This is a genomic window from Herbidospora sp. NBRC 101105 (assembly GCF_030269205.1).
Classification (GTDB): domain Bacteria; phylum Actinomycetota; class Actinomycetes; order Streptosporangiales; family Streptosporangiaceae; genus Herbidospora; species Herbidospora solisilvae.
In genome coordinates, this window is the sequence record NZ_BSSX01000005.1 from 536,219 (window position 1) to 562,126 (window position 25,908).

Below are 25,908 nucleotides of genomic sequence, written 5' to 3' on the forward strand. Positions count from 1 at the left end.
CTTGAGGTCAAGGAGGGCTTAGGTCCCTTCCGCTGAGGACCTCCGGTATCTACATTCGTCCCATGATTCGTGTCTTCCTGCTCGACGACCACGAGGTCGTGCGGCGTGGAGTGGCGGCGCTGCTGGAGTCGGAGGACGACATCGAGGTCGTCGGCGAGGCCGGCACCGCCGCCGCGGCCGTCGCGCGCATCCCCGCCCTGCGGCCCGACGTGGCGATCCTGGACGTCCGGCTGCCCGACGGCGACGGCGTCAAGGTCTGCCGTGACGTGCGGAGCCAGGTGCCCGGTCTGGCCTGCCTGATGCTCACCTCCTACGCCGACGACGACGCCCTCTTCGAGGCCGTGATGGCCGGGGCGGCCGGTTACGTGCTGAAGCAGATCCACGGCTCCGACCTGGTGGGCGCGGTCCGCACCGTCGCCGCCGGGCAGTCGCTGCTCGACCCGCAGACCACCGCGTCGATGCTCCACCGGCTGCGCGACCAGGCGAGCCGCACCGACCCGCTGGGGGCGTTGTCGGAGCAGGAGCGCACGATCCTGGAGCTCATCGGCGAAGGGCTGACCAACCGGCAGATCGGAGAGCGCATGTATCTGGCGGAGAAGACCGTCAAGAACTACGTCTCCAACCTGCTGGCCAAGCTCAACATGCAGCGGCGCACCCAGGCGGCGGCGCTCGCGGCCCGCATGAGGGCAGATCGGCGCGATTAATAGGACTTAGGTCCCTAATCCCCTATATGCCGTTACCGGCAGACTCACGACATGAGAATCGACTCGGCCGGGCTCACGGTGTTGTCGCGGGAGGAGTGCCTGCGCCTGCTGGCCACCACGCCCATCGGGCGGCTCGTGTTCACCTATCGGGCGCTGCCCGCCGTCCAGCCGGTCAACTACGTCCTCGACGGGGAGACCGTCGTCATCAGGACCGCCATCGGTTCCCGCCTGGCCGCCGCGACCCGTGACGCCGTGGTGGCGTTCGAGATCGACGACGTCGACAGGGAGACCGGGTCGGGCTGGTCGGTGACCGTGCTCGGGCACGCCCGCGGGGTGACCGCGCCCGAGGAGGTCGCCCGGTTGTCGAGGTTGCCGCTGATGCCCTGGGCGCCCTCGGCGTTCGACCACTTCGTGACGCTCTCCACCGATGAGGTGTCGGGCCGCCGGATCAACTGACGGGCACGCTCCAGCGCAGGCGGGTGTGCCAGCCGTCGGCCGCGCCGATCGAGAACGAGCCGCCCAGCAGGACCGCCCTCTCCTCCAGGTTGCGCAGGCCGCTGCGGCGGCCCCCGTCGGTGACGCCGACGCCGTCGTCCTGGACGATCAGGGTCAGCACCCCGCCGGTCACCTCGGCCACCACTTCGGCGCGGGTGGCCTTCGCGTGGCGTACAAGATTGGAGAGGGCCTCGCGCAGGACGGCGAGCAGCTGTTCGGCGACCGCGTCGCCCACGGCGTTGTCGAGCCAGCCGTCCATCCGCAGGCCGGGCATGAAGCCCAGGTGGCCGCGGGCGCCCTCGACCAGTTCGACGATGTGGGAGCGGAGGCTCTGCTCGCCCATCACGGCCGGTGACTGGAGGGCGAAGATGGTGGAGCGGATCTGCCGGATCGTCTCGTCGAGCTCGTCGATCGTGTGCCTGACCCGGGTCGCCGCCTCGGGGTGTTCGACCAGTTTGACCGTGCTCATCAGCGTCATGGCGGTGGCGAACAGGCGCTGGATGACGACGTCGTGCAGGTCTTTGGCGATGCGGTGGCGGTCTTCCAGCAGGCCCAGGCGCTCGGCGTCCTCCCGGGCCTCGGCCAGTTCCAGCGCGATCGAGGCCTGGTCGGCGAAGGCGCTCAGCATGCGCAGCAGCGACGGCGTGAACGGCAGGCGGCCCGGCCGTTTGCCGAGCTGGAGCACCGCGCGCACCGAACCGACGCGGCCCAGCGGTATCGACGCCTGGTCGACGAGGTCGGCGAGGTCGCCGTCGACGATCTCGGTGCCGTTGCCGAAGCGCAGCACGGCGACGTCGGCGTCGGCCATCTCGCGGGCCCGGCCGACGACGTGGGTGAGCACCTCGTGTGGCCCGGCGCCCGACAGCAGGCTCGTGGTGACCTCGGACGACGCCTGCAGCCACATCTCTCGGCGGCGGGTTTCCTCGAACAGGCGGGCGTTCTCGATCGCGACGCCGGCGGCCGTGGCGAGCGCCGTGACGACCGCCTGGTCCTCCTCGTCGAACTCGGCGCCGCCGCGTTTCTCGGTCAGGTAGAGGTTGCCGAAGACCTCGTCGCGCACCCGCAGCGGCACGCCCAGGAAGCTGCCCATCGGCGGATGGCCGGGCGGGAAGCCGTAGGAGTCGGGGTGGTCGGAGATCCGCGCCAGCCGCAGCGGCTTCGGCTCCTTGATGAGCAGGCCGAGCAGCCCCAGGCCGTGGGGCCAGTGCTCGATGCGGGCGATCTCCTCCTCGCTCAGCCCGACCGGGATGAACTCCAGGAGGGTGGACTCCTCGCCCACCACGCCCAGCGCGCCGTAGGTGGCGTCGACCAGCCGGGCGGCGGTCTCCACGATCCGGCCCAGCACGGTCTCCAGCTGGAGGTCGCTCCCGATGAGGACCACGGCCTCCAGCAACGAGTGGACGCGGTCACGGGTGGCCAGCACGGCGTCGAGCCGGGTCTGCAGTTCGGCGAGCAGCTCATCCAGGCGCATGCTGGGCACGAGAGGGTGAGCCATGCCGACATTCTGCTCCTAACCGGCGGCGCGGGGCGACCTGCTGACGCGGGTCGGGCGGGTCCACCGGTGACCGTCTCGTCGAAGGGCGTGACGGTCACCGGGGCGCGGATGAGCGGGCGCGGCTAGAAGTCGGCGTCGAAGCTGACCGTGCCGGTGACGCCGACCTGGTAGGCCGAGACCTTGCGCTCGAAGAAGTTCGAGAGCTCCTGCACGTCCTGGAGCTCCATGAAGGCGAAGGGGTTCTTCGAGCCGTACAGGGGCGGGACGCCGAGCTGGGCCAGCCGGCGGTCGGCGACGTGCTCCAGGTAGAGGCGCATGTCGGCGATCGACATGCCCGGCACGCCCTGGCCGAGGAGGTCTTCGGCGAACTGGGCCTCGCAGTCGACCGCCTCGGCGAGCATGCGCCTGATCTCGGCGATCAGGTCGTCGTCGAACAGGTCGGGCTCCTCGGCGCGGGCCACCTCGACGACGTCGAACGCGAACGCCATGTGCATCGACTCGTCGCGGAACACCCAGTTCGTGCCCGAGGCCAGGCCGTTCAGCAGGCCTCGGGAGCGCAGGAAGTAGACGTACGCGAAGGCGCCGTAGAAGAACAGGCCCTCGATGCACGCGGCGAAGCAGATGAGGTTGAGCAGGAAGGCCCGCCGGTCGGCCTTGGTCTCCAGGCTCTTGAGGTCGCCCAGGGAATCGATCCAGCGGAAGCAGAACTCGGCCTTGCGGCTGATCGACGGGATGTTCTCGACGGCCGCGAAGGCCTCGAAGCGCTCCTGCTCGTCGGGCACGTAGGTGTCGAGCAGGTTCAGGTAGAACTGCACGTGCACGGCCTCCTCGAAGAGCTGCCGCGACAGGTAGAGGCGCGCTTCGGGGGCGTTGACGTGCTGGTAGAGGTTGAGCACCAGGTTGTTGGCGACGATCGTGTCACCCGTGGCGAAGAAGGCCACCAGCCGCGACACCAGGTGGCGTTCGGCGGGCGACAACCTCCCCAGGTCGGCGAGGTCGGAGTGGAGGTCGACCTCCTCGACGGTCCAGGTGTTCTTGATGGCGTCGCGGTAGCGCTCGAAGAACGCCGGGTAGCGCATCGGGCGCAGGGTCAGGCTCATGCCGGGGTCGAGCAGCATCACTGGCACGCCTCACAGGACTCGGGGTTCTCCAGGGAGCAGACCTCGGCGGCGGTCAGCACCGGCACGGTGGCCTGCTGGATGCGCGTCGCGGGGCGCGAGCGCAGGTAGTAGGTGGTCTTGAGGCCCGACTTCCAGGCGTAGAGGTACATCGACGAGAGCTTGTCGATGGTCGGGCTGGCCATGAACAGGTTGAGCGACTGGCTCTGGTCGATGTACGGGCCGCGCGCCGCCGCCATGTCGACCAGCGCCCGCTGGGGCAGTTCCCAGGCGGTCCGGAACAGGGTCCTGATCTCGCCGGGCAGTTCGGCGATGCCCTGGACCGAGCCCTCGGCCTGACGGATGGCCGTGCGGATCGGCTCCGTCCACAGGCCGCGCGCCTTGAGCTCGGCGACCAGCGCGTTGTTGATCTGGAGGAACTCTCCACTGAGCGTCTCGCGCTTGAAGAGATTCGACACCTGCGGCTCGACGCACTCGTAGCAGCCCGCGATCGAGGCGATGGTCGCGGTCGGGGCGATGGCGATCAGCAGGGAGTTGCGCAGCCCGTACTCGGCGATCTTCGCGCGGAGCGCGGTCCATTCGGGGCTGAGGCCGTGCAGGTCGGGCTGGAGCCTGCCGCGGGCGGCCCAGGTCTCCTGGTACGCCGGATGCGGACCGTGTTCGGCCGCGAGGTCGGCCGAGGTGTCCAGAGCGGTCAGGTAGATCTCCTCGGAGATCCGGGTGGAGAGCTCCTTCGCCTCAGGGGAGTCGAAGGGCAGCCGGAGCGCGAAGAAGACGTCCTGGAGCCCCATCAGCCCGAGGCCGACCGGACGCCAGCGGGGATTGCTCGCCGCGGCCTGCTTGGTCGGGTAGTAGTTGATGTCGATCACGCGGTCGAGGAAGACCACGGCCGTCTTGACGGTCCGGCGGAGCTTGGCCCAGTCGATGCCGCCGTCGGCCAGGTGGGCGGCCAGGTTGATCGAACCCAGGTTGCAGACCGCGGTCTCCTCGTCGTTCGACACCTCGATGATCTCGGTGCACAGGTTCGACAGGTGCACCACGTTGCCCGGCTCGGCGGCCTGGTTGCAGGTGCGGTTCGAGGTGTCCTTGAAGGTCATCCAGCCGTTGCCGGTCTGGGCCAGGGTGCGCATCATCTTGGCGTAGAGGTCGCGGGCGCGGATCTGGCGCACCTGACGGCCGTCCTGCTCCGCCTTGCGGTAGACCTCGTCGAAGGCCTCGCCCCACAGGTCGGGCAGCTCGGGCAGCTCGTTCGGGTCGAACAGCGACCACATCTGGTCGGCCTCGACGCGGCGCATGAACTCGTCGGGGATCCAGTTCGCCAGGTTGAGGTTGTGGGTGCGGCGGGCGTCCTCGCCGGTGTTGTCCCGCAGCTCCAGGAACTCCTCGACGTCGGGGTGCCAGGGCTCCAGGTAGACGCACGCGGCGCCCTTGCGGCGGCCGCCCTGGTTGACGGCGGCCACGGAGGCGTCGAGGGTGCGCAGGAACGGCACAATGCCGTTGGAGTGGCCGTTGGTGCCCTTGATCAGGGCCCCCCTCGACCGGACCCGCGACCAGGAGATGCCGATGCCGCCGGCGAACTTCGACAGGTGGGCGACCTGGGCGTACCGCTCGTAGATCGAGCCGAGCTCGTCGCGCGGGGAGTCGACCAGGTAGCACGACGACATCTGGGTGTGCCCGGTGCCGGAGTTGAACAGCGTCGGCGAGCTGGGCAGGTAGGACAGCGACGACATCAGGCGGTAGAGCTCGACCGCCTCCTCGGGCGTGCGCGCCAGCCCGCAGGCCACCCGGAGCAGCCAGAACTGCGGGGTCTCCACGGGGAGCCGGGTCTGGGGGTGGCGGAGCAGGTAGCGGTCGTACACGGTGCGCAGGCCGAAGTACTCGAACCGCCGGTCGTTGCCGGTGTCGATCGTGGCGTCGAGCAGGTCGGCGTGGTCGGCCACGAAGGCGGCGGTGGTGTCGCCGATCAGGCCGAGGGCGTGGCCCTCCTTGATCGACCGGCTGAACGTGTCGGCCTCGACCTCCTTGCGGATGTACGCCGCCAGCAGCCGCGCGGCCAGCCGGGAGTACTGCGGCTCCTCGCCGATCATCTCGGCGGCGGTCTGGATCGACAGACGGTCGAGTTCGGCGGTGGTGGCGCCGTCGTACAGGCCACTGATCGTCCTGGTGGCGACCCGCAGCGGCTCGACGTCGTCGAGCCCGCCGGAACAACTCTCCACCGCGGCCACGATCCTGGTCACGTCGACCGGTTCGAGCGAGCCGTCGCGCTTCTTGATGCGCATCCTCGTCCTCTCCTCGCGAACTCACCGAGGCGCGCGGGCACGAGGGCACCGGGCGGGGCCGTCCCACGCGGCCTCGGACCAAAACGCGATTGGCAGGTCTTCGGACTCGCGGGCGTGCTTCGTCGCGAAGCGCCTACCGGCCGTCGCTTCCCAGGCCTTCGGCAGCCCAGTGCTCGATTGACGGCTTTCGTTCCCACTCACCGCTGCGGGGCAGTCCCGGATTCCCACCGGGTTCCCTCTTACGGCGCCCCGGCTGGCGGGCGGGGCGAACCAACGCGTGAGACACCATATCTGGGATCGAGATCGGCTGTCACATCAACATGTGGTGTCCGGCACCCCCGGACGAATCCCCCTGGCGGAGTGTGCGCAGGATGGGGTGATGGAGCGGAAAACCTGCACCGTGCGACTGGTGGGCGGGCCCACGGCGCTGCTGGAGATCGGCGGCCTCCGGCTGCTCACCGATCCGGCCTTCGACGCGCCCGGACCGATCCCCAGCGGCACCCGGACGCTCATCAAGACCACCGGCCCGGCCGTCTCCCCGGAGGAACTGGGCGATCTCGACATCGTCCTGCTCTCCCACGATCAGCACGCCGACAACCTCGACCGCTCGGGCCGGGCCCTGCTCGACGAGGTGCCCGAGGTGCTGACCACGCCCGAGGCGGCCGAACGGCTCGGTGAGGACATCACCGGCCTGCGGCCCTGGGAACACCGGACCTTCGAGCGGCCCGACGGCGGCTCCCTCCGCATCACGTGGGTGCCCGGCCGCCACGGGCCACCCGGCACGGAAGATCTCACCGGCCCGGTGACGGGCTTCGTGCTGACCGCCTTCGATCTACCGGCGATCTACGTGAGCGGCGACAACGCCTCGCTTGAGGCGACCCGCGAGATCACCGAACGGCTCGGCCCGATGGACGCCGGCGTCTTCTTCGCCGGCGCGGCCCGGACCCCGCTGCTCGACGGCTTCCTGACCTTCACGGCCGAGGAGGTGGTGGAGGCGACGTTGATCACCGGCGCGGAGGTGGTGATCCCCGTCCACATGGAGGGCTGGCAGCACTTCACCGAGGGCCCGGCCGACCTGCTGGACGCCTTCGAGAAGTACGAACTCGCCGACCGGCTGCACCTCTTGGAGCCCGGAGAGTCGACCTCGTTCTAGCCGACTGGGATTGTCGGTGATCCGTCCACGAGTGTCGTCAGAAAGCCGTTTGTCCACGTCGCGGACCTGGGCGAAGTGAAACGTCACGGAAAGAAACGGCGAACTCCTCGGTAGTAGCAGAATGTGCCATTTCCAAGGCATATGCGGTGCCACCATGCTCTGTGGAGACCATCTCCCCCAAGGAGCAGAACACCTGTGGCTAATCCCAGAGCACGCCGCCTGATCGCTGCGGCAGGTCTGTCGTTAGCGGTCGCGGCCACCCTGACGACCGTCCCGGCTCCCGCGAGCGCCCTCTCGACCGACGTCGTCATCTCCGGCGTCTACGGCGGTGGCGGCAACTCGGGCGCGACCATCAAGAACGACTACATCGAGCTGGCGAACCTCACCGGCAGCCCGATCAACGTGTCCGGTTGGAGCGTTCAATACGCCTCGGCCGCAGGTGCCGTCTTCCAGATGACGAACCTGAGCGGAACGATCCCGGCCCACGGCAAGTACCTGGTCCAGCAGGCGCCCGGCGCCGGCGGCACGCTGAGCCTGCCGACCCCCGACGCCACCGGCTCGATCCCGATGTCGGCCACCTCGGGTGTCGTCGCGCTGGTCACCGCGCAGGTCCCGCTGGTCGGCTGCGGCACCTCCTGCGCGACCGCCCCGAACGTGAAGGACCTCGTCGGCTACGGCGCGACCGCCAACGTCGAGACCCTCGCGGCCCCCGGCCTGTCGAACACCACGGCCGCCGCCCGGTCCGGCGCTATGACCGACACCGACAACAACTCGGTCGACTTCACCGCCGGTGTGCCGAAGGCCACCAACTCGGCCGGCACCACGGTCACCGCGACCGACACGGGCGGCCCGACCGACCCTACGCCCGGCGCCGTGCGCATCCACGACATCCAGGGCAGCGGCCGGATCTCCCCGATCGTCGGCCAGAACGTCACCAACGTGCCCGGCATCGTCACCGCCGTCCGCACCACCGGCAGCTCGCGCGGCTACTGGATGCAGGACCCGTCGGTCGACGCCGACCCGCTGACCTCAGAGGGCATCTTCGTCTTCATGGGCACGACCTCGCCGACGGTCGTGCCCGGCGACTCGGTGCTGGCCTCCGGCCGCGTCACCGAGTATCGCCCCGCCACGGGTTCGCAGGCGCTGACCGAGCTCGGCGGCACCGTCAGCACCGTCAAGCTGTCGAGCGGAAACCCGCTGCCCGCGCCGGTGACCGTGGACCTGCCCCCGGCCTACACCAAGTCGGGCTCCCTTGAGGCCCAGCCGCTGGAGCCGTCGTCGTACGTGCTCGACTGGCTGGAGGTCCACGAGGGCATGCGCGCCACCGTCGCGGAGACCACCAAGCTGGTCAGCCCGGTCAACACCGAGTTCGGCGAGTTGTGGGTCACCTTCGACCCGGCGCACAACCCGACCCCGCGCGGCGGCCACATCTACCTCGACTACGCCGACAACAACGCGGGCCGGTTCTTCATCCAGTCGCTCGTCGGCGCCCCCGCGGCCAACGTCGGCTCGACGCTGGCCGCCGGCACCACCGGCGTCATCGACTACCAGAGCTTCGGCGGCTACGTCCTCCAGGCCACCCAGCTCGGCGCCATCACCGAGGGCGGCCTCAAGCGCCAGAAGGTGACCCCGGCGAAGAAGGCCGGCGACCTGTCGATCGCGACGTACAACGTCGAGAACCTGACCGTCGGCGACTCGGCGGCGAAGTACCAGCGCCTCGCCGAGGCCGTGGTCGTCAACCTCGGCACGCCGGACATCCTGGCCCTGGAGGAGATCCAGGACAACAACGGCACCGCCACCGGCACCGTGGCGGCCGACCAGACCGTGGCCAAGTTCATCGCGGCCATCGTCGCGGCCGGCGGCCCGACCTACGACTGGCGCTCGATCGACCCCAACGAGGGCACCGACGGCGGCGCCCCCGGCGGCAACATCCGCCAGGTCTTCCTGTTCAACCCGGCCCGGACCACCTTCGTGGACCGTCCGGGCGGCGACGCCGACACCGCCGTGACGGTGTTGCGCGAGCGTCCGACGAGCAACCAGGTCTACCTGTCGGCCAGCCCCGGCCGCATCAACCCGACGTCGTCGGCGTGGTCGTCCAGCCGCAAGCCGCTCGTGGGAGAGTTCCTGTACGACGGCAACAAGCAGCTCTTCGTCGTCGCCAACCACTTCAACAGCAAGGGTGGCGACCACCCCCACTCGGCCGCCGTCCAGCCGCCGAACCGCACCACCGAGGTCCAGCGCATCGCGCAGGCGACCGAGGTGCGCAACTTCATCGCCGACCTGAACGCCAAGAGCGGCGGCCAGGCCCGCGCGGTGGTCCTGGGCGACATCAACGACTACCAGTTCTCACCCGCCGTCTCGACCCTCACCGACAACGGCGCGCTCCTGAAGGCGCTGATCAACGACCTGCCCGCCGGTGAGCGGTACTCGTACATCTTCGACGGCAACTCGCAGGCGCTCGACCACATCCTGGTGACCCCGAACATCAAGGGTTACGCCTACGGCGTCGTGCACATCAACGCCGAGTTCTCCGACCAGGCCTCCGACCACGACCCGCAGATCCTGCGGATCCTGACGGGGTGCAACACGGAGCCGCTCCCCGAGCGGTGCCGCCCGGGCAGCCCGGTCGTGGACGTCGAGTAACACCTTTCGCAAATCAGAAGCGCCCGTCCTCTTCCCCGGGGGACGGGCGCTTTCTCATGTACCGGCGTTCAGGTATTCCACGAAATGCGGGTTGTGCAGGGCGAACGACGAGCGTTTTGTCCGCACCAGATTGATCGCCTCGTCCAGGCCGTGACCCAGCAGGAGCAGGGTCTGGGCCACGACCAGGCCCGAGCGGTTGTAGCCCGCCCTGCACCTGACCAGGACCTTCCGCCCCGACCGCACCGCCTCGGCGGCGAGGTCGGACATCGCGCGGACCTCGGCCATCTCGGCCGGGGTCAGTTGGCCGTCGGGGACGTGGCAGGCGTGGTGGACGGCCGAGGTTCCCGGGCCGTGGCCGTCGAGGCGGATCATGCTGATGACCACGTCGAACTCGTCGGCCACGATCACCGGGAGCAGGCCGCCGGAGTCGTTGCGGAAATGGCCGCCCATGAAAAGGCCGGGGATGATTTCGTGCCACGGCTGGTCGTCAAAGGGAACGAACCTGTATTCCATTCGCCCATTCTGCGTCAGTATCGCACCGAGCTCTGGAGCAGCGGCGGATAGACCGTCGACGATTCTCCGTCGACGGTCGTGCCGGCGAACTGCAGCATCGCGCGCACCTCTCCGTTGACCGCCGCCGGGTAGCCCAGTGTGGGGGCGGAGATCTCGTCCAGGGTGCGGAGCTGCTCCTCGGAAAGGGCCACCTCCACGAGGTTGTTCTCCAGGTGGTCGACCCGGCGGGCTCCCAGGATCGGCACCACCGTGCCGGGGCGGGCACGCAGCCACGCCAGGGCGACCGCCGCCGACGACGCGCCGGCCTCGTCGGCGATCGCGGCCACGGTGTCGATGACCCGGTACTCCTCCTCGGTCGGGCCGCCCACGTAGGCGGTCCGGGCCGAGTCGGCGACCTCGACGCCCCGGCGGTACTTGCCGGACAGGAAGCCGTTCTTCAGGGGGCTCCACGGGGTCAGGGCCAGGCCCTGGTCCAACGCGAGGGGCGCGATCTCGCCCTCGACCGTGCGGGCCAGCAGGGAGTATTCGACCTGGAGGGCGATCAGTGGGGTCCAGCCTCTCAGCAGGGCCGTCGTCTGGGCCTGGGCGACGACCCACGCGGGGGTGTTGGAGAAGCCGATGTAGCGGATCTTGCCGGCCCGCACCAGGTCGTCGAGGGTGCGCATCGTCTCCTCAAGGGGCGTGTTGCGGTCCCAGTTGTGCAGCCAGTAGAGGTCCAGGTAGTCGGTCTGGAGACGGCGCAGGGTCTCGTGGAGCTGGGCGATGATCGAGCCCCGGCCCGCGCCGCCGCCGTTGGGGTCGCCGGGGTGCATGTTGCCGAAGAACTTCGAGGCCACGACCGTGTGGCCGCGCAGGCCGGGCCGGGCGGCGAAGTAGTCGCCGAGGATCTTCTCCGAGTGGCCGTTGCTGTAGAAGTTGGCCGTGTCGACGAAGTTCCCGCCCCGGTCGAGGTACGTCGTGAGGATCTTCTCCGACTCCTCGACGTCGCATCCGGCCGAGCCGGGGTCGTCGCCGAAGGTCATCGCGCCGAGGGCGAACGGGCTGACCCGCAGGCCGGAGCGTCCGAGGGTCACATAGTGGTCGAGCGGCATGATCGTGTTCCTTTCTCGTCCCCTCCATCGAAGCGCTGAGCTGCGGCGACGGGTAGAAAGATCCGGTCGACCTCTTGCACGATCCTGCCGCTAACGGGACTTCAGGCGGATGATCGGCAGTTGCCGGTCGGTCTTCACCTGGTATTGGGCGAACCGGGGCGACCTGGCGACGATGTCCCGCCACGCCTGCTCGCGCTCGGCTCCGTGCAGTTGCTCGGCGGTGACGTCGTATGCCTTGCCGCCGACTTCGATGCGCACCTGGTCGGGGTGGGCCGCGAGGTTGTAGTACCAGGCGGGGTTCCCGGCCGCGCCGGCGGCTGAGGCGACGATCAGCCAGGTGCCGTCGGGGCCGGGGAACCAGCCGACGGGGTTCGTGCGCGGCTGGCCGGTCTTGCGGCCGACGGTGGTCAGGACCAGCGCGTCGAAGCCGCCGAAGCTGCCGCTTCTGCGGATGCGCCGGGCCATCAGCTTGTTGAACCAGAGGAAGAAACGTCCGCCGGGCTGGCGGCTGCCGCGGGTGCCGGCAGGAGTGTCGAAGGTCATGGCGTACCTCGATTGGTTAATGGCGCGTACTGTACGCGACGCTAACTATATGCACGATGTACCGTTACGTCCATGAACGACGTCGCCATCGGGCTGGTCCAGCTCTCGGGGCTGGTGCAGGGCCGGTACGCGCGTGTCTCCCAGCGTCACGATCTGACCCCCGTACAGGCCAAGTTGTTGTGCGTGCTGCTGGAAGGGCCTCGGGGGATGGCCGAGCTGGCCTCGGTCTTCGGCGTCGAGAAGGCGGCCCTGACCGGGCTGATGGACCGGGCCGAGAAGCGCGGGCTGGCGCGGCGCACCCCGGTGCCGGGCAACCGGCGGGCCGTCGCGGTGACGCTGACCGACGAGGGGCGCCGGGCGGCGACGGCCTTCTACGAGGAGATCCACGCCGAGCTGGAGGAGCTGGTCGCGACCCTGACGCCCGAAGGGCGCGGCCACTTCGAGCAGGCGATGGCCGAGATCATCCAGCGCTGCGGCGGCTGCTGACGCTCACTCCGCCGCGCGCGGGAACTCCGAGCAGCGGAACGACCCGAAGCTCTCCCGCCCACGCCGGACCACGACCGTCACCGCGTCGGCGTCGATGTTCGACCGAGCGGCCACCGCGGCGGCGGCCGTGCAGGTGAGCTGGCCCAGCCACAGCAGGCGGTCACGCTGGCCCGGGAAGGCCTCCCGGGGAGCCGGCACCGGCACGGCCGCCGAGGCGGGCGGCTCGACGGTGATCCGCACCTTGGCGTCGTCGGCGGTGACCGCGCCCAGGCCGCCGATCCAGTCGGCCAGGCCGGTGCCGAGGCCCAGACGGCGTTCGGGCTCGCTGGGGCCGTCGACGAGCAGGTTGAGCGTCTCCTTCAGCGACGGCCAGGGCATCGGCCGGGTGACCGCCTTCAGCCGCTGGCCCGACACGAAGTAGAGCCGCATGCTGGGCTGGAAGCCGCTCGCGGGTTCCCCGCCGTCCTGTACGCCCGTCGGGCTGATGCCACACCCCGCGACCAGGAGCAGCGCCGCCAGCAGATGTCTCATCGCGGCTCCCTGGGCAGCGTGAGCCGGAACAACGCGCCGCCCTCGGGGCGGTTGACCACCTCGATCGTGCCGCCGTGGAGGCGGGCGTTCTCCAGGGCGATGGCCAGGCCGAGGCCGCTGCCGTCCGACCGGGTGCGGGCGGCGTCGGCCTTGGAGAAGCGGTCGAAGACCCGCGGGAGCAGGTCGGGGTCGACGCCGGGGCCCATGTCGGCGACCTCGATGACCACGACGTCGTCGACGGGCCGCGACGTGACGGTCACCGGCTTCGCGCCGTGCCGCAACGCGTTGCCGACCAGGTTGGCCATGACGACGTCGAACCGGCGCGGGTCGAGCCGCACGCGCACCCCCGGCTCGATGTCCACCTCGACGTCCGAGGTCCATCCCCGGGTACGCAGACTCGCCGCCACCGCCTGCGCGACGTCCACGTCGTCGACCACGAGGCCGACGGCCCCCGCGTCGAAGCGGGAGATCTCCATGAGGTCCTCCACGAGCTTCACCAGCCGTCCGGCCTCCAGGTTCAGCAACCGGGCGGCCTCCGGCAGGTCGCCGTCGAGCCGGGCGGACTCCTCCTCGATCACCTCGGCCATGGCGAGGATCGAGGCCAAGGGGGTGCGCAGCTCGTGGGAGACGTCGGCGACGAACCGGCGGGCCATCGACACGTTGGTCTCCAGCGCCTCGGCGGTCGCGTTGAACGTCTTGACCAGCCGGGCCAGTTCGTCGCGGCCGGTGACCTTGAGCCGGGTGTCGAGCTCCCCGGCGCCCAGGCGGCGGGCGGCGCGGTCGAGATCGCGTACCGGCCTGAGCACCCCACCGGCGGCGACCAGCGCGAACAGCACGGCCAGCAGCAGCACGGGCAGCACGCCGTTGCGCGCGGCGGCGACCAGGGCCTCCTGGTCGGCGGCCTCGGGGTGCAGCGAGGAGACGAGGTAGACCTCGACGCCCGAAGGGGTGCCCTCGCGGCGCAGCAGCACCGGCGTGCCCACCACGAGGTAGGGGTCGCCGTCGCGCACCACCCGCTGGTAGACGAGGCGCCGCTCGGCCGCGACGCGCCGGCGCAGGTCGGGTGTCAGGGCCGCGGCCGCGTCGCCCGACACGACCAGGCCCGAGTCGCCGTAGACGGCCGCGCCGGTCGCGTCGAGGAAGGCGGGCGCGACGCCGTTGGCGAGTTGTTGCAGGGCGGCCCGGCCCGGCGGGTGCCGCATGTTCTCGGTGAGGGTCGAGACGCGCAGCCGGAACTCGTTGACGACCGACCATTCGGTCCGGGTCAGCATGAGGTCGCGGGCCTGCTTGTAGACCAGGCCGGCGGCGGTGAGCGCGCTCAAGCCCGCCAAGGCGACGAAGACCACGACCAGCCGGGCACGCAGCCCTCTCACAGCGGGCCGAACCTGTACCCGAAGCCGCGTGCGGTCTGGATGTACCGGGGCTGGGCGGGCACGTCCTCGATCTTGGTGCGGAGCCGCTGGACACACGCGTCGACCAGCCGCGAGTCACCCAGGAAGTCGAGGTCCCAGACCGATTCGAGGAGCTGCTGGCGGCTGAACACCTGCCCGGGAGACGCCGAGAGCTCCAGCAGCAGCCGCAGTTCCAGCGGGGGCAGCGTGACCGGGGTGCCGTTCTTGGCCACGGTCAGCGCGCCCCGGTCGATCACCAGGTCGCCGTGGGTCTCCTGTCCGGCGTCCAGGGGCGCGGCCCACCGCCGGAGCACGGCGCGGATGCGCGCCTCCAGCACGCGCGGCCGGACCGGCTTGACCACGTAGTCGTCGGCGCCCGCCTCCAGGCCGCTGACCACGTCGAGGTCGTCGCCCCGGGCGGTGAGCATGACGATCGGCAGGTGCCCGCCGGCCCTGATGCGGCGGCAGACCTCGAAGCCGTCGAGGCCGGGCAGCATCAGGTCGAGCACGACGATGTCCATCGCCGTCTCGCGCAGCCGCCGCAGGCCCTCCTCGCCGGTCCCGGCGGTGGCCACCTCGTGGCCGTGGCGGCTGAGCGACAGGCGCAGTCCTTCGCGGACGGACTGGTCGTCCTCGATGAGCATCACCCGGGCCACGCGAACCAGTATCCGGCTTGATCAGCGCATATCCGGCCGAAAGCGACGTTCATTACACGCTCATGACATTCCGCTCATGGCCAGCGGACATCGTGCTGCCAGGATCCCCGGTCGAGACCTAGGAGGATGTATGCGATTCACTCTGGCCGCCATCGGCCTCGTCGCGGGCACGCTCACCTTCGCCGCCCCGGCCGCCGCCGCGCCCTCGCCCGTGCCGTCCGAGGCGGCCCCGGCACCCGTGCCCTCCGCCCGGCAGCGGGCCGCGACCCCCGCGCCGGTGCCCGATCGCGGCAGCCGCCCGGTTCCCGACGGCGCGCCGCAGACCGGTGGCGGCGTGCCCGCCGCGCTTCCGCTGGGCGGGGTCCTTCTCGTGGCGGGGGCCGCGACGGGCTTCGTCGCCCTGCGGCGGCGTAGCGCGGCGTGACCCGCAGGGTCCTCGGCCTGGCGGCCGCCGCCCTCACCGCGACCGGGGCCCTGCTCGCGGGCGGCGCGCTCCTCCCCAGGGAGGCGCCGCCCGCGCCGCCGCCCGCCGAGGCCGTGACCGCGGTCCTGCCCGTCGTGCCCGCCGGGCGAGATCTGCCCAGGTCACGGCCGGTACGACTGGATGTCGGCCGCATCGGCGTCCACGTGGACCTGATGATGCTCGGCCTCAACCCCGACGGGACCGTGCAGGTCCCCGAGGAGCCCGAGGACGCGGGCTGGTACGCGCCCGGCTACGCCCCCGGGGAACCCGGTGGCGCGGTGATCCTCGGACACGTCGACGGCGAGGGCCGCCGCGGCGTCTTCCACGACCTCGGCCGGATGCGGCGCGGCGACACCATCGGCGTCACCCGCGCCGACGGGAGGACGGCCCGGTTCACGGTCACGTCGGTGGAACGGGTGGCCAAGAGCCGCTTCCCCGCCGAGCGGGTGTACGGCCCCCTCGACCACCCCGCCCTGAGACTGGTGACCTGCGGCGGGTCCTTCGACGCCGCGACGGGCCACTACCGCGACAACGTCATCGTCTACGCCGATCTGGCCTAGCGGGTCACTCCAGATGGGCCCGCAGGGCCGCCAGCGGGCCGTCCCAGTCGCGCGCCAGCACGGCCAGGAAACGTTGCGCCACCCGCATGGGCTCGGTCTCCACGCGGTAGCGCACCCGCCGCCGTTCACCCGGCTCGGCCACCACCAGACCCGCGTCGGCCAGGAGCGCGAGATGCTTGGCGATGCCCTGCCGGGTGATCGGCAACCGGCCGGCCAGGTCGGTCGCGGTGGCCGGCCCCCGCTCGGCCAGCGCGGCCAGGATCGCCCGCCGGTTCGGGTCGGCCAGGGCCGTGAAGACCGCCTCGGCGACCGTCTCGGGCGACTCGTCAGCCATTGACGTAGGCGACCAGCTCGTCGAGTTCGTGCTTCCAGCCCCGGGTGTTGCCGTCGTAGGCCTTGGCGTGCTCGTCGTCGTCGAGCTGGGCGAAGCCGGTCTCGACGACGGTCAGGCTGGTGCCCTCGGCGTCGGGCGAGAGGGTGAACTCGACGTAGGTCCGGCGCGGGTCGTTCTCGGGCAGGCCGTGGATGTGCCACGAGTAGGCGAAGACCGACTGCGGGTCGAGCCGTTCGACGCGCAGCTTGGCGGTGTCGCCGCTCTGCCAGCTCAGCTCGACCGTGCCGCCGACCTTCACCTCGCCCTCGGCGGCCTCGCCGAACCAGGTGCCGAGCCCTTCGGCGGTGGTGATGGCGGCCCAGACCTGCTCCTGCGGGCGGCCGATGTGGACGGTGCGTTCGATCCGATCGGGAAATGCCATCGGAACCCCTCCGTGTGTCGCAACCATTTGGTTGCCACTAATGTATGGCAACCGTCTGGTTGCGTCAAGCACGAAGGCGGCCAGCACCACGACGGAGATCACGGTCGCCCCCGCGAACACGGCCCGCACGCCCCAGACCTCGGCCGCGCCCCCGGCCAGGGCGGCACTGACCGGAATCACTCCCCAGCTGATCATCCGGGACGCCGCGTAGATGCGGCCGAGCAGCTCGGGCGGGGAGAGGTCCTGCCGGATCGTGGCGACGAGGATGCGCCAGACGCTCGACCCCGCGCCCGCCACGATCGCCCCCGCCGCCACCGCCCAGACCGGGGCGTCGAAGGCGACCGGCGCGACCAGCAGCACGGTGCCGACGGCGTCGGCGATCAGGAGCCGGGTCACGCCGAACCTCTTGCGGAGGGGTTCGACCACCGCCGAGGCGACCAGGCCGCCGACGGCCATGCCGGTGAGGATCAGCCCGTATTGGGCCGGGGTGAGGCCGAGGGGGCCGGGGGTGACGGCGTACACGACGAACAGGGCCGTCGAGACGGCCCACGGGATGTTCATCGCGGCCGTGAAGAGGGTGAGCGTGCGTACGACCGGCTGCCGCCACAGGTGCCGGAACCCGGCGACGACCTGGGTGTTCCCGCCGGTCGCCGGGCCGCGACGCAAAGCCAGCAGGGCGAGGCCGGCCACGGCCAGGGCGTAGAGGCCGGCGCTCAGCGCGGTCGCCAGCACCAGGCTGACAGCGGCCAGCAGGCCGGCGAGGGGCGGTCCGGCGAGTTGGTTGGTCAGGTTGACGGTCGCCTCGATGCGGGCGTTGGCCCGGTTGCGCCCACCGGGTTCGACGACCAGCGGGATCGTCGAGGTCAGCGCGGTGTCGACCAGCGTCTCGGCCGCGCCGAGCAGGATCGCGGCGGCGATCAGCCCCGTGAGGTTCAGCGTCCCGGTGAGGTAGGCGACGCTGACGCCCGCCAGCAGCAGCGCCCTGAGCAGGTTCACCCCGCCGAGCAGCAGCCGCCGGTCGACCCGGTCGACGATCCAGCCCGCGTGCAGCCCGAAGACCGGCCAGGCGAGGGTCAGCGCGGCCGTGACCGCCGCGACGCCGCCGGGTGAGGCGCCGACGCCGAGCGCCAGCAGCGGCAGGACGAACAGGGCGATGCCGTCGCCCAGGTTGGCCGCGCCGGTGCCGAACCACAGGGCGTTGAACGATCGACCCATCCGATTCTTACCTTTCAAAGGCATTTGATCGGTCATAGCGTGCGGGCCGACGCTCTTACCTGTCAATGGTGTTTTAATGGTGAGATGACGACGGTCGAGCTGGTGGGCAACGTGTTCTGCCTCGACTTCGCGAACACGGTCAACGCCCGCCCGGTGGCCCGTCGCGACTGGCTGAGCACGCCGGAAGAGGCCCGGACCTGGGCCGACGCGACCGGCCACCCGCTGGAGGAGATCGGCGACCTGGCCCCGGCCCGCGAGTTCCGCGAGACGGTGTTCCGGGCCTTCCAGCCCCTCACCCACGGGGCGGAGCCGCCGCAGAGCGATCTCGACCGGATCCTCGCGGTCTACGGCGAAGGCGTGACCCGGGCCCGGCTCGACCGGGACTTCCGGCTGGTGTGGGCGTCGCCGCGCACGGTCGAGGTCCTGACGTGGGAGGTCGCCGCCTCGGCGATGGAGCTGCTCACCCACGGGCCGCTCGACCGGCTCGGCGAGTGCCCGTCGTGCTGGTGGTTGTTCCTCGACGTCAGCAAGAACCGGCGGCGGCGCTGGTGCAGCATGACCACGTGCGGCAGCCGCGACAAGTCGCGGCGCTACTACGCGGGCGTCAGGCCCGCCGGAAGCGCGCCCCCCACTCCCTGAGCTGTTCGGCCAGCTCAGGAGGGCTCACGACCTGGAAGTCCGCCCCCACGACGCCGAGCGCCATCGTCGGCCAGTCGAGGGTGCTGCTCGTCATCGTCATCCGGCAACGCCGCTCGCCGACCGCCTCGACCGTGCACCACCGCCCGATCCGTTCCCGCACGGCCTCGGCCGGGGCCTCGATCAGCGCCTCCACCGCGTAGGGGGCGGGCTGGTTCTCCAGGCCCTCGTTGACGAAGGCGGCGGCGTCGGCGGCGGGCAGTTCCCTGGGGCGGAAGCGGGTGCCGGTCCTCTCCGGCGTCGTCATCCGGTCGACGCGGAAACTCCGCCAGTCGTGCCTGGTCAGGTCGTAGGCCACGAGATACCACCGGTAGCCGGTGCAGACGAGCCGGTGCGGCTCGGTCAGCCGTTCGGACTCCCGGCGGTCGGCCGCCGTGTAGGAGAAGCGGAGCTGTTCCTGGTCCCGGCAGACCAGCGCGACCAGCGTCAGCACGTCGGGGTCGATGCCCGCCCGGGGTGAGCCGCTCCAGCCGCTCGGCACGGTCATCGTGCGCAGCGCCTCGACCCGGTGCCGCAGCCGGGCCGGCATGACCTGGACGACCTTCGCGAGCACCCGTACCGACGACTCGGCGATGCCCTCGACGGCGCCCTGCGCGGCGGCCTGGAGGCCCACGGCCAGGGCGACCGCCTCCTCGTCGTCGATCACCAGCGGGGGCAGGGCCGCCCCGGCGGCCAGCTGGTAGCCGCCGTCGACCCCGCGTTGCGACTCGACGGGATAACCCAGCTCACGCAGCCGGTCGACGTCGCGGCGCAGCGTCCGGACCGACACCCCGAGCCGTTCGGCCAGTTCCCCGCCGAGCCAGTAGCGGCGGGTCTGGAGCAGGGAGAGCAGCCGCAGGGTCCGGTTGCTGGTGTTCGCCATGGTTCGATTCTGGCCGTCGCACAGGACAGGAAGTGGCCGCTATTGGCGACAAGCTGGATCCATGAGCGAACGAGACGACCTGATCGCGTCCCTGACCAAACATCGCGACTTCCTGCGCCACACCACCAAGGGCCTGACCGACGAGCAGGCGGGCCTGCGCACCACCGCGAGCGAGCTCTGCCTGGGCGGCCTGGTCAAGCACGTCACCTCGGCCGAGCGCGGCTGGGCCGAGTTCATCGTGCAGGGGCCCTCGGCGATGGGCGACTTCACCGCCATGACCGAGGAGGACTGGCAGCGCCGCGCCGACGAGTTCCGCATGCTGCCGGGTGACACCCTCGCCGGGGTCCTGGCCGAATACGAGAAGGTCGCCGGCGCGACCGACGAGTTGGTTAGGAACCTTCCCTCACTCGACGCGACCCAGCCGCTCCCGAAGGCCCCGTGGAACACGGAGGAGAGCTGGACGGCCCGGCGGGCGCTGCTGCACGTCATCGCCGAGACCGCCCAGCACGCGGGTCACGCGGACATCATCCGCGAGTCCCTCGACGGTCAGAAGACCATGGGTTAGAAGTCGTCGGCGGTGCGGATCCGGTCACGCACCCAGACACCCGCCTCCTTCAACCTGGTGGTGCCCGTGTACGGGCCGCTGGAGCAGGTCCCGGTGGTGAAGACGGCCCCCGTGCGGAAGTCGTCGGAGAAGTTCCAGTTGACCCAGCTGATCTTCTTCTGGGCCATCAGGTCGATGTACTGCTGGGCCCTGCTGAAGTTGTTCGGCCCGTCGCCGGAGGCCTCCTGGGTGCCGAACTCGGTCACGAACATCGGCAGCAGGTCGGCGGCCCGGGACAGGGCGTTGAGGTACTGGGTGCCGTGCGAGGCGGCGTAGAAGTGGAAGACGTACATCAGGTTGGTGCCGGTGACCGGGTTGGCGCGGATCGTGTCGGTCTGGTCGCCGGGGCCGGAGATGCCGAGCGACGACCAGGCCGGCGTGCCGATGAGGACGGGCGCGTCGGGGTCGTACTGGCGGATCGTCGGGACCAGCGAGTTGGCGTAGTTGCGGATGACCGACCACGTGACGCTGTCGCCGTTGGGCTCGTTGGCGATCTCGTACAGGACGTTCTTCTTGGCGTTGTGGCGCTGGGCGATCTCGGTGAAGAAGGTCCGGGCCCTGGTCAGGTTGTAGTTGGGGTCGCCGGGGGTGAGCATGTGCCAGTCGACGATGGCGTACATGCCGCGTGCGGTGGCCATCTCGATCAGGTTGTGGACCCGGTCGGTGTAGAGCCGCGGGTTGGTCTCGTAGCCGCCCTCCTGGATGTACATGGAGATGCGCAGGACGTCGGCCTTCCAGTCGGTGGCCAGGGCGTCGAGTGAGGCGGTGTTGAGGCACTGGTTGTACCACTGGATGCCGTGGCTGCTCATGCCCCTGAGCTGGATCTGCTTGCCGGCCTCGTTGCACAGCTTCACGCCGCAGACGCGGAGCTGGCCGTTGGCGGCCACGGGGGTGCCGCCGCCGGTCGACGACTCGGTGTAGACCTCGAACTCCCACAGGGAGTAGCCCCACTGGGTGGCGCGGGTGGTGCCGTACACGCGGATGTAGCGGCCGGTCCCGGAGACGGTGAGGTCGTCGGTGGCGCCGTTGCCCGTGGTCGTGGAGTAGATGCTCGACCATGTTCCGCCGTCAGGCGAAACCTCGATCCGGTACGCCGACGCGTAGGCCGTCTCCCAGGTCAGCTTGACGCGGGAGATCGGGTACGAGGCGCCGAGGTCGATCCTGATCCACTGCGGGTCGCTGCCCTCGGCCGACGCCCAGCGGGTGGCGGTGTTGCCGTCGACCGCCTTGCCCGCCTCCAGACCGGTGGCCTCGATGGACGACGCCGTGGCGGGCTTGCCGGCGGAGATGAGGACGGGGGCGGCGGCGGCCGGCGCACTGACCGTGGTCAAGCCGGTCAGTATGAGCAGGGCGACGAGCGTGCTACGTAACATAGGCGCTCCTTGGAGTAGTTAGGAAGGTTTCCTAATTTGACGTGGAGCGTAAAACAACGTCAACCATCACGCAAGCGCTTCAAATAGTTGATCATGCAACAGATCGCGCTCATCCGGTCGCAGTCCGCTTTCTGGCACGAACTGCTGCTTGTCCATGCCTACCGGGACACATGTTGGCAATCAGTGACAGAGATGATCACGGGAGATGTGTTCAGGTCCTGAATGCGGTAAATGTTCTGCATGAAAACGAGGCTGCTTCGCTTCTTAAGCGCTCCCCTCCTCGCCATCTCCCTCGTGCTTTCGGTCTTCGGCGCGCCGGCGCGTGCCGCGACCGACCTCGAACTCGCACAGGAGTGGCTGACCACTTGGAACACCTACAAGTTCACCCAGGTCGCCGACCCGCTGCCGGAAGGCAGGTCGCGCGCGTCGCAGAGCATCTCCATCGTGATCGACGCTCCGCGGAGCCAGGTCTTCTGGGCCTACTCGAACTTCAACAACCACATCGGCGCCAACCCGGTGCTGGAGCGGGTCGTCACCCATAGCGACACCACGAGCTACGGCGTCGAGTCCAGGCGGCTCACGGCCATCGAGGTCATCCCGATGGACCCGGCCCCGCTGACGCTGAACACCCACGCCTGCCAGAAGCTCTACCTGGCGGACTACTACTACACGGTCGACTCGTGGTCGACGGGCAACATCGTGACCCACCAGAAGATCACGTTCGAGAAGATCACCGGCAACAAGACCAAGGTGACCGAGAACCTGACCTTCGAGACCCCCACGGAGCTGATCGACCTCGCGCTGGTCTCCGGCGTGCAGGCCCACCAGGGCATCCAGACGGTTCTCAAGCAGCGCATCGAGAGCGGCGCCCTCTAAGTCGTTCCCCGGCGACCGCCACCTGGCAGCGGTCGCCGTGTCCGTTTTTCGGCCGACCTGGGTGGAGAAGATCCAGGTCATGGACGGTATGGGGCGAAGGACACTACTCGCGGGCGCCGCGTCTCTGGCGCTCGGCGGCTGCGCCGCGACCGAGACCACGCTCCGGGCCGTGCCCGTGGCGACCGAGTCCCAGGCCTACCCCGACACCCCGAAGGCCGCCTTCGACCGGCTGATGACGGGCAACCGGCGCTGGATCACCGGCGCGCTGCAACACCCCGACCGCGATCCCACCCGCAGCGAGCTGCTGGCGACCAAGCAGAAGCCCTATGGGGTGGTGTTGTCGTGCATCGACTCCCGGGTGCCTCCCGAACTCGTCTTCGACACCGGGCTCGGCGACCTGTTCGTGATGCGCACCGGCGGCCAGGCCATCGGGCCCGTGGTGACCGGCTCGGTCGAATACGGCCCCCTGACCGGCGGAACCCCGTTGATCGTGGTGCTGGGGCACCAGCGGTGCGGGGCGGTGGAGGCGGCGTACCAGGCGCTGAAGGACGGCAAGCCGCTGCCCGGCAACCTCCAGGCGATCGCCGAGGCGCTGCGGCCCGCCTACGAGCAGACCACACGTGAGGGCAGCGCCGACCCGATCGAGGCGATGACGAAACACCAGGTCACGCTGACCGCCGACGCGCTGCGCGGAAACGGCGGCCTGGAGCCGCTCGTGGGTGAGTCGAAGCTGGCGGTGGTCGCGGCCTACTACTCCCTGGACACGGGCCAGGTCGAGGTGCTCAACGGGGCGCCGGTCAGCTGATCGCGTCGAGGAGGACACGGGCTTCCAGCGTCACCCTGCTGCCGCCCTTGCGCGCGGCCGCCTCCGCGAGCCCGGGGATCTCGGTGCGGGCCCCGGCCATGAGGGCGGCCTTGACCGCGACCTTCAGCAGGTCGGCCAGGCCGGTCGGCGGGCGTTCTCCCTCTTTCGGGAGCAGGGCTGGAATCGCCTCGGCGAGCAGGGCCCAGGTTTCGCGGTGGGCTCCGGAGAAGGCGAGGTCCTCCAGGGCGGGGGTCACCCGGGCGAGTTTCACGGCGCCGGCCCTGACCAGTTCGGCCAGCGCCCAGCCGAAGTCGGCGGCGTCGAACTCTCCCCGTTTGGCGAGGATCTTCATCGCGTCGACGGCCGAGGCGCGCCCCTCGGTCCTGCGGTCGCCGAAGGCCGTCAGGATGGCGCTCGCCGTCACACGGCCCACCGGGCCGTCTCCCTGGACGAGTGTCGTCAACACGCCCACGCGGGTCCGGCTGGCCAGCACGACGCCCACGGCGAAGCACTCCAGGACGTGGGCGGCGATCACCTCCCGGTGCGACGGCATGATCGACGGCCACCACGTCATGTCGTCGGAGAGCCCGGCCCAGTACTCCTTCGGTGCGAGCGAGCACAGGCCTGCGATCGGTGCGGGCAGATCGGGCACAGCCGGCCTCATATGGGCGTGCATCGCGGGGATGCGCCGGTAGGTCTCGTAGCTCACGACGCGGATCACGGCGTCGATGCCGCATTCCATGATCGGGTCGGCCAGGCCGCCGTCTCGCAACCACGCGGCCAGCCGCCGGCCCGCCGGTGAGGTCAGCTTCCCGGCGCGGGCGACCACCTCGGGGTCGACGGAGCGGGGTAGCCGCAGGAGTGCCTGGTCGAAGTCGAGAGGGAGCGGTTCATGGTCGCCCAGGCGTTCGAGGCGGGTGACCAGCGTCGCGGCGTCGACCTGACCGGTGGGCGTGGTCGGGGTGGCCAGCAGCGCCGGAAGCGTCCGGCCGGACTCCAGCAGGGCGATGACCTCGCGCATCCGGTCGGGGAACACGTGGTCGAGCTCGGTGTGGTAGCGGCCGTTCTCGCGCAGGTATCCGGCGTTCTCCCGGGACGCCTCGACGCTCTGCTCCGGCGACACGACCGCGCTCACGCAGTGTCGCAGCAGGAAATAGGGATTGAAGACGGTGAAACTGCTCGGGAGGTTGAAGAGGCGGTCGCCGTATCCCTTGCAGTTCTCCAGCCACCAGGGCCGCAGGGCTTCGACGGTCGCGGCGCGGTCGCGGTGGGTCAGGTCGACGAGCGCGCCCATGACCTCCTCGACGTCCTGCGGCCGGAACGAAGGCGGAGAGTCGAGTGCGGCGATCAACTGGGCTGGCGAGACGATCGGCGGCGGCATCTCGGGCAGCGAGATCGTGATGTCCAGGGTGCCGGGCACCGGTGACTCCACCGGGAGCGGGGCGGCGACCTCGCCGTAGACGGCGGCGATCTGGGTGCGCAAATCCCACGGCAGGGCGCTCGCGGCCTCGCGGATCGTCTCCGACGTGGCCGGGGTTGACGCGTGGGGGGCCAGTTTGCGCGCGAGCCGTACCGCACGGGCGCGGAGCGTGTGGTCGTCGTGGCCGAAGACCAGTGCGAGCGCGGCGAGTGCTCCGTCGGCCCGTTCCGGGGTCGCCTCGGCGATCAACCGCAGGGCGGTCGTGACGTGTTTGCGCTCCGGCCGGAACGCGAGCGCGCCGACCGTCTCGGCGAACAGGTCGCAGGTCAGGCCCACGGTTTCGTCGTATCGGCGCAGTTCGTCGGCGGCCAGCACGGCCAGCGGGGCGGCGGCCACCGGCAGGGCCCGCGCCAGGTCGAGCACGAACACCTCGGCGGGGGTCGGCTGAAGCCGGTTCCACAGGCGGACGAACGGTTCGATGTCGCGGTCCTGCCCGTGGGTCAGGAAGCGGGCCGTGCAGCCGTCGATCAGGACCCGCCGCTCGATGCGGCCCCCGGACGCCAGGTCGGCCAGCACGTCGACGACCTGGGCCAGCGGCGCGGCGACGCCCTCGGCCTGGAAGAGCCGGGCGACCATGACGTCGAGGAGGGCGTCGTCGCCTGCGTGGAGCCTCCGGGGCAGGTGCCAGAGCCAGCCGACGACGAAGGCGTCGTTCTCGGGCGGTTCGATGCCGGTCTCGATCGCCAGTGTGGCGGCCAGGTCGAAGCCGGGGCGGCCGATCTGGGTCTGCCAGCTCCTGACCCGGCCCGCTCGCAGGCCGACGACCAGCCGGTATGCCAGGTCACGACGCCATTCCTCCTTGCGGTCGCGGAGGACGGCGAGGATGCGCGCGGCGTCGGCTTCCGGCTGCCCGGGTTCGCGTAACTCCCGGCGGTCGAGCCAGGCGGCGACCTGGGCTGCGCCGGAGAGGCAGGCCGCGCCGGCGAGCCGGAACGGGTGGGCGTTCTCGGCGATCGCCCAGCGGCCCTCCACACGCAGCCGCCCGGCCAGGTAGCCGGGCAACTCGGCGGCGACGGCCTTGCGGTCGGCCTCAGTGAGGTCCGCCGGGAACGGGCCGGGCCCGCCGAGTTCGATCCATTCCCGCACCCGCTGCCATGTCATGCGCCGCACGTTATAGATCA

The 25,908-nt window shown here is 70.5% G+C and carries 25 protein-coding genes and 1 riboswitch; of the genes, 11 read left to right on the plus strand and 14 right to left on the minus strand.

Going from position 1 to position 25,908, the window contains the following annotated elements; genetic code table 11:
- Positions 1 to 62: 62 nt before the first annotated feature.
- Positions 63 to 704, plus strand: coding sequence for a response regulator (locus tag QSK34_RS23160; protein ID WP_285586487.1), 642 nt, complete (start codon positions 63 to 65; stop codon positions 702 to 704).
- Positions 705 to 755: 51 nt separating this feature from the next.
- A complete protein-coding gene (locus QSK34_RS23165; protein ID WP_285586489.1) occupies positions 756 to 1,160 on the plus strand; it encodes a pyridoxamine 5'-phosphate oxidase family protein in 405 nt (134 codons plus the stop codon).
- Here the strand turns inward: QSK34_RS23165 and QSK34_RS23170 are convergent.
- The 3 genes from QSK34_RS23170 to QSK34_RS23180 form a co-directional block, all read right to left on the minus strand.
- The gene (locus tag QSK34_RS23170) at positions 1,153 to 2,694 is read right to left on the minus strand and encodes a GAF domain-containing sensor histidine kinase (RefSeq protein ID WP_285586491.1); all 1,542 of its coding nucleotides are present in this window, start codon (positions 2,692 to 2,694) and stop codon (positions 1,153 to 1,155) included. The genes QSK34_RS23165 and QSK34_RS23170 overlap by 8 nt on opposite strands.
- Positions 2,695 to 2,816: 122 nt before the next feature.
- On the minus strand, positions 2,817 to 3,812 hold the full coding sequence (locus QSK34_RS23175; RefSeq protein WP_161479990.1) for a ribonucleotide-diphosphate reductase subunit beta: 996 nt from the start codon (positions 3,810 to 3,812) through the stop codon (positions 2,817 to 2,819).
- Positions 3,812 to 6,091, minus strand: a complete 2,280-nt coding sequence (locus QSK34_RS23180) for a ribonucleoside-diphosphate reductase subunit alpha (protein WP_285586493.1) — start codon at positions 6,089 to 6,091, stop codon at positions 3,812 to 3,814. The genes QSK34_RS23175 and QSK34_RS23180 overlap by 1 nt, the downstream gene beginning before the upstream one ends.
- Positions 6,092 to 6,165: 74 nt before the next feature.
- Positions 6,166 to 6,380, minus strand: a riboswitch (cobalamin riboswitch).
- Between the two features lie 90 nt (positions 6,381 to 6,470).
- Between QSK34_RS23180 and QSK34_RS23185 the strand changes: the two genes are divergently transcribed.
- Together QSK34_RS23185 and QSK34_RS23190 are read left to right on the plus strand one after the other, a co-directional pair.
- Positions 6,471 to 7,244 carry an MBL fold metallo-hydrolase gene (locus QSK34_RS23185; protein ID WP_285586495.1) on the plus strand — a complete coding sequence of 258 codons (774 nt, stop codon included), beginning with the start codon at positions 6,471 to 6,473 and terminating at the stop codon, positions 7,242 to 7,244.
- A gap of 195 nt (positions 7,245 to 7,439) precedes the next feature.
- Positions 7,440 to 9,887: a DUF8508 domain-containing protein gene (locus tag QSK34_RS23190; protein ID WP_285586497.1), complete on the plus strand. Its 2,448-nt coding sequence runs from the start codon at positions 7,440 to 7,442 to the stop codon at positions 9,885 to 9,887.
- A 54-nt stretch (positions 9,888 to 9,941) separates the two neighbouring features.
- On the opposite strand, the gene QSK34_RS23195 is transcribed toward QSK34_RS23190, so the two are convergent.
- The 3 genes from QSK34_RS23195 to QSK34_RS23205 form a co-directional block, all read right to left on the minus strand.
- Positions 9,942 to 10,400: a protein-tyrosine phosphatase family protein gene (locus QSK34_RS23195; protein ID WP_285586499.1), complete on the minus strand. Its 459-nt coding sequence runs from the start codon at positions 10,398 to 10,400 to the stop codon at positions 9,942 to 9,944.
- Between the two features lie 14 nt (positions 10,401 to 10,414).
- Entirely contained in the window at positions 10,415 to 11,491 is a 1,077-nt protein-coding gene (locus QSK34_RS23200; protein WP_285586500.1) for an aldo/keto reductase, read from the minus strand.
- A gap of 90 nt (positions 11,492 to 11,581) precedes the next feature.
- Positions 11,582 to 12,034 carry a nitroreductase family deazaflavin-dependent oxidoreductase gene (locus QSK34_RS23205; RefSeq protein WP_285586501.1) on the minus strand — a complete coding sequence of 151 codons (453 nt, stop codon included), beginning with the start codon at positions 12,032 to 12,034 and terminating at the stop codon, positions 11,582 to 11,584.
- 72 nt (positions 12,035 to 12,106) lie between these two features.
- Between QSK34_RS23205 and QSK34_RS23210 the strand changes: the two genes are divergently transcribed.
- Positions 12,107 to 12,520 (plus strand): MarR family winged helix-turn-helix transcriptional regulator, encoded by a 414-nt coding sequence (locus QSK34_RS23210; RefSeq protein WP_285586502.1) that lies wholly within the window; start codon positions 12,107 to 12,109, stop codon positions 12,518 to 12,520.
- Positions 12,521 to 12,523: 3 nt separating this feature from the next.
- Here QSK34_RS23210 and QSK34_RS23215 read toward each other — a convergent pair whose 3' ends face one another.
- The 3 genes from QSK34_RS23215 to QSK34_RS23225 are packed head-to-tail and all read right to left on the minus strand — an operon-like array spanning position 12,524 to position 15,098.
- A complete protein-coding gene (locus tag QSK34_RS23215) occupies positions 12,524 to 13,051 on the minus strand; it encodes a hypothetical protein (RefSeq protein WP_285586504.1) in 528 nt (175 codons plus the stop codon).
- Positions 13,048 to 14,424, minus strand: a complete 1,377-nt coding sequence (locus tag QSK34_RS23220; RefSeq protein WP_285586506.1) for an ATP-binding protein — start codon at positions 14,422 to 14,424, stop codon at positions 13,048 to 13,050. Before QSK34_RS23220 ends, QSK34_RS23215 begins: the two co-directional genes overlap by 4 nt.
- On the minus strand, positions 14,421 to 15,098 hold the full coding sequence (locus QSK34_RS23225) for a response regulator (protein WP_161479458.1): 678 nt from the start codon (positions 15,096 to 15,098) through the stop codon (positions 14,421 to 14,423). The genes QSK34_RS23220 and QSK34_RS23225 overlap by 4 nt, the downstream gene beginning before the upstream one ends.
- 130 nt (positions 15,099 to 15,228) lie before the next feature.
- Here QSK34_RS23225 and QSK34_RS23230 point away from each other — a divergent pair, with 130 nt between their 5' ends.
- Both QSK34_RS23230 and QSK34_RS23235 read left to right on the plus strand, forming a co-directional pair.
- Positions 15,229 to 15,522, plus strand: coding sequence for an LPXTG cell wall anchor domain-containing protein (locus QSK34_RS23230; protein ID WP_285586509.1), 294 nt, complete (start codon positions 15,229 to 15,231; stop codon positions 15,520 to 15,522).
- Complete coding sequence (locus QSK34_RS23235; protein WP_285586511.1) at positions 15,519 to 16,121, plus strand: class F sortase; 603 nt, start codon at positions 15,519 to 15,521, stop codon at positions 16,119 to 16,121. The genes QSK34_RS23230 and QSK34_RS23235 overlap by 4 nt, the downstream gene beginning before the upstream one ends.
- 4 nt (positions 16,122 to 16,125) lie before the next feature.
- Here the strand turns inward: QSK34_RS23235 and QSK34_RS23240 are convergent, their stop codons facing one another.
- Positions 16,126 to 16,455, minus strand: a complete 330-nt coding sequence (locus tag QSK34_RS23240; protein WP_161479456.1) for an ArsR/SmtB family transcription factor — start codon at positions 16,453 to 16,455, stop codon at positions 16,126 to 16,128.
- On the minus strand, positions 16,448 to 18,091 hold the full coding sequence (locus QSK34_RS23245; protein ID WP_285586516.1) for an MFS transporter: 1,644 nt from the start codon (positions 18,089 to 18,091) through the stop codon (positions 16,448 to 16,450). Before QSK34_RS23245 ends, QSK34_RS23240 begins: the two co-directional genes overlap by 8 nt.
- Positions 18,092 to 18,175: 84 nt before the next feature.
- Between QSK34_RS23245 and QSK34_RS23250 the strand changes: the two genes are divergently transcribed.
- Complete coding sequence (locus tag QSK34_RS23250) at positions 18,176 to 18,730, plus strand: CGNR zinc finger domain-containing protein (protein ID WP_285586517.1); 555 nt, start codon at positions 18,176 to 18,178, stop codon at positions 18,728 to 18,730.
- On the opposite strand, the gene QSK34_RS23255 is transcribed toward QSK34_RS23250, so the two are convergent.
- Positions 18,696 to 19,649: a helix-turn-helix transcriptional regulator gene (locus QSK34_RS23255; protein ID WP_285586519.1), complete on the minus strand. Its 954-nt coding sequence runs from the start codon at positions 19,647 to 19,649 to the stop codon at positions 18,696 to 18,698. The genes QSK34_RS23250 and QSK34_RS23255 overlap by 35 nt on opposite strands.
- A gap of 61 nt (positions 19,650 to 19,710) precedes the next feature.
- On the opposite strand from QSK34_RS23255, the gene QSK34_RS23260 reads away from it, so the two are divergent.
- Positions 19,711 to 20,214: a DinB family protein gene (locus QSK34_RS23260; protein ID WP_285586521.1), complete on the plus strand. Its 504-nt coding sequence runs from the start codon at positions 19,711 to 19,713 to the stop codon at positions 20,212 to 20,214.
- Here QSK34_RS23260 and QSK34_RS23265 read toward each other — a convergent pair.
- Positions 20,211 to 21,626, minus strand: coding sequence for a cellulase family glycosylhydrolase (locus QSK34_RS23265; protein WP_353051415.1), 1,416 nt, complete (start codon positions 21,624 to 21,626; stop codon positions 20,211 to 20,213). The two genes, QSK34_RS23260 and QSK34_RS23265, sit on opposite strands and share 4 nt — an antisense overlap.
- A 294-nt stretch (positions 21,627 to 21,920) precedes the next feature.
- Between QSK34_RS23265 and QSK34_RS23275 the strand changes: the two genes are divergently transcribed.
- Positions 21,921 to 22,502 carry a hypothetical protein gene (locus QSK34_RS23275; RefSeq protein ID WP_285586524.1) on the plus strand — a complete coding sequence of 194 codons (582 nt, stop codon included), beginning with the start codon at positions 21,921 to 21,923 and terminating at the stop codon, positions 22,500 to 22,502.
- A gap of 37 nt (positions 22,503 to 22,539) precedes the next feature.
- Complete coding sequence (locus QSK34_RS23280) at positions 22,540 to 23,307, plus strand: carbonic anhydrase (protein WP_285586526.1); 768 nt, start codon at positions 22,540 to 22,542, stop codon at positions 23,305 to 23,307.
- Here QSK34_RS23280 and QSK34_RS23285 read toward each other — a convergent pair.
- Positions 23,300 to 25,888 (minus strand): DUF6493 family protein, encoded by a 2,589-nt coding sequence (locus QSK34_RS23285; RefSeq protein WP_285586528.1) that lies wholly within the window; start codon positions 25,886 to 25,888, stop codon positions 23,300 to 23,302. The two genes, QSK34_RS23280 and QSK34_RS23285, sit on opposite strands and share 8 nt — an antisense overlap.
- Positions 25,889 to 25,908: the final 20 nt, after the last annotated feature.